Source organism: Sphingobium sp. PNB (genome assembly GCF_019873065.1).
Lineage (GTDB): Bacteria > Pseudomonadota > Alphaproteobacteria > Sphingomonadales > Sphingomonadaceae > Sphingobium > Sphingobium fuliginis.
In genome coordinates this window covers 1-2,719 of the sequence record NZ_JAINEZ010000188.1, presented here as the reverse complement: position 1 = coordinate 2,719, position 2,719 = coordinate 1, and the positions used below count along the sequence as shown (strand labels likewise).

Below are 2,719 nucleotides of genomic sequence, written 5' to 3'. Positions count from 1 at the left end.
CTAGGATGCCGGGCGGGAAGCGGCAAGGGCGGGCGGCCCTTGCACCGTTGCTCCTTCTATGAGAACAAAAGGCGAATCATGCAAGGAGTAAAGGCCATGTTCTCGGGGCGGTGCCAATGCGGGGCGATCCATTACGAAGCGCAGGGCGAGCCGGCCTATAGCGCGCTGTGCCATTGTTCGGATTGCCGGAAAAGCGCGGGCGCGCCGATGGTGGGCTGGGCCCTGTTCCCTGAAGAACAGGTGACGGTGACGGGTCGGCCGGTGGCATACCGATCCTCCGACAATGTGACGCGGGAATTTTGCGGAACCTGCGGTACGGGCCTTTTCTACCGCAATGCCGCCGTGTTCCCCGGCATGATCGACATCCAGACCGGAACGCTGGACGATCAGTCGAACCTGCCGCCAGCCATCCACGTTCAATTTGCCGAGGCCGCGCCATGGATGGAGGGCGCGCATCAACTACCCAAGTTCCAGCGCTACCCCGAGGCCTGAGGCCGACAGGCAGGATCGTCTGGCGGCGCATCCGCAACGGCTCGTCGCCCGGGCCGGAACGCAGGCATCGTGCATCCGGTTCTTTGTTCAGCCCAAACGGCAGAACGGGGCGAGAACAAAGGAAAGGATGATCCCGATGAAATCGATCCTGTTGGCAGGTGCGGCCATATTGGCCTTCGGCACCGGCGTTACCGGCATTGCGATCGCGCAGGACATGCCGGCTTCGGCGCAGCCGCCCGTCGCCGATACGCCGCCTCCGCCCGACCAGGGCGCGACGCCTGCGACGCCGGCGACCCCCGCCGAACCGGGAGCGACGCCAGCCAGCCCGGCCACTCCGGCGACGCCCGCGACACCGCCCCCAGCCGCCGATCCCAATGCGGGGCAGCCGACCGGAGCCGTGCCGCCGGACACGGGCATGCAACCGGCTCCTGCCGGCGTTCCGCGTGATCCGTCCGCTCCCGTCGGAACCTCAGCCAATCCCGCGACCGTGGGTGGTAATATGACGCCGCCGCCGACCGAGCAGAAGGATTATCCGCTGTGCAGCAGGACCGTGCAGGATAGCTGCATCAACCGGAGCGAAGCGCCCAAATCCATGCGCAAGCGGCGTTGATGCTTGCAAGACCGGGCATGGCGGCGATCATGGCCGCCAGCCCGGTCCGGTCGCGCGCCGCCGGTCAAGCTGTGCCGGTCGAGCACCGTCAGCAAGGTCGCCGGGGCTGCTCCCGATATGCCGGGTCGCAGGCTGGGTGCAATGCGCAGCCGTGGCGATGGCCCATGGTCATGTCCGTCGCGCCATCACTTCACCCAATCCGCCTGGACTATTCGGCGCGCTCCGTTGCGCGCAGCAGCGTCAGTCGGGCCTTGCCCACGTCACGGGTCGTCTCCACGGTAAAGCCCTTTACCGCCACATCCTCGCGCCGGTCGGTTTCGATGCTGATCCAGCTTGCGGGGCCGGTCCAGCCCAGGCGGCTCAGCTTGTCCAGCGCCACCATGCCAGCGCCGCTCTGATAAGGCGGATCCATGAAGATGAGGTCGAGCGGCTCGCTTGCCGGACCCAGCGACAGGACGCTGCTCTGGCGGATGTCGGGGCGGATGCCCAGCCTGTCGCCATTGGCTCGGATCGCGTCCAGCGCCGCGCGGTCCTGTTCCACGAAGATGCAGCTTGCCGCGCCGCGCGAGAGCGCTTCGAACCCCAGAGCGCCCGAGCCCGCGAAGAAATCGCCAACGCTCAGCCCCTCGAAGGAGCCGATCCGGCTCAGCAGCATGGAAAACAGGGTTTCCCGGGTGCGGTCCGCCGTAGGGCGTGTTGCGTCGCCCTTGGGGGCGGTAAGGGGGCGACCCCGCCATTGGCCTGCAATTATTCTCATGGGCTGGCTCGTTCCAGAAAAGAAGGGCCCCTCGACAGGCTCAGGGCGAACGGAGGGGGTCAGGGTTTCCCAAGGCTCTTGCGGAAGACGACCAGATCGTGCTGCCGCACTTCCTCGACCGCGCCGGATGCCAGCTCGCCCAGATGGAAGGGGCCATAGCTGGTGCGGATCAACCGGTTCACCTGAAGCCCCAGATGTTCGAGCACGCGGCGGACTTCGCGGTTCTTGCCTTCGGTCAGCGTCATTTCGATCCACTGGTTGCGGCCGGTGCGGCGTTCCAGATTGGCCTCGATCCGGCCATAGCGTATGCCGTCTATCTCCAGCCCGTCGAACAGGTCCTCCAGCTGGTTCTGACTGACTTCACCGAAGGCGCGGGCGCGGTAAGTGCGCGGGACGCCGGTGGAGGGCAGCTCCATCTGCCGCTTGAACTCCCCATCGGTGGTGAGCAGCAGCAGGCCTTCGGTCGTCATGTCGAGCCGGCCGATCGGCATGACGCGCGGCAGGTCGGCGGGCATCTTGTCATAAATGGTCGGACGGCCGCGGGGGTCGCGTTCGGTCGTCAGGAAACCCGCCGGTTTGTGGAAGAGGAACAGGCGTGCAGGTGCCGGTGCGGCGACCGGATTCCCGTCGACCGCGACGCCGTGCAGCGACGTGAGGAGGGTGGCGGGGGTCGACACCGCTTCGCCGTCGAGCGTGATCCGCCCCTCCTCGATCATCCGCTCGATCTCCCGCCGGGAGGCGACGCCTGCGCGGGCGAGCAATTTGGCGATGCGCTGTGGTTCGTTCTTGCCGCTTGCGGCGGCGGCAGCGCGGGCAGGATGGGGATTGGCGGGCTTTGCGGGCGCCGTCCTGGTCTTCTT

General features: G+C 67.0%; 4 protein-coding genes. 2 read left to right on the top strand and 2 right to left on the bottom strand.

All coding sequences use genetic code 11. The annotated features are described in order from the left end of the window. Positions 1 to 96: 96 nt before the first annotated feature. Together K7W03_RS27130 and K7W03_RS27125 are read left to right on the top strand one after the other, a co-directional pair. Positions 97 to 492: a GFA family protein gene (locus K7W03_RS27130; protein ID WP_025550496.1), complete on the top strand. Its 396-nt coding sequence runs from the start codon at positions 97 to 99 to the stop codon at positions 490 to 492. 136 nt (positions 493 to 628) lie between these two features. Continuing rightward, entirely contained in the window at positions 629 to 1,102 is a 474-nt protein-coding gene (locus K7W03_RS27125; protein WP_226870565.1) for a Fe-S oxidoreductase, read from the top strand. A gap of 208 nt (positions 1,103 to 1,310) precedes the next feature. On the opposite strand, the gene rsmD is transcribed toward K7W03_RS27125, so the two are convergent. Beyond that, positions 1,311 to 1,859, bottom strand: coding sequence for a 16S rRNA (guanine(966)-N(2))-methyltransferase RsmD (rsmD, locus tag K7W03_RS27120; RefSeq protein ID WP_222888058.1), 549 nt, complete (start codon positions 1,857 to 1,859; stop codon positions 1,311 to 1,313). A 59-nt stretch (positions 1,860 to 1,918) separates the two neighbouring features. Continuing rightward, on the bottom strand, positions 1,919 to 2,719 hold an 801-nt coding region (locus K7W03_RS27115; protein WP_222888056.1), incomplete at its 5' end, for a pseudouridine synthase.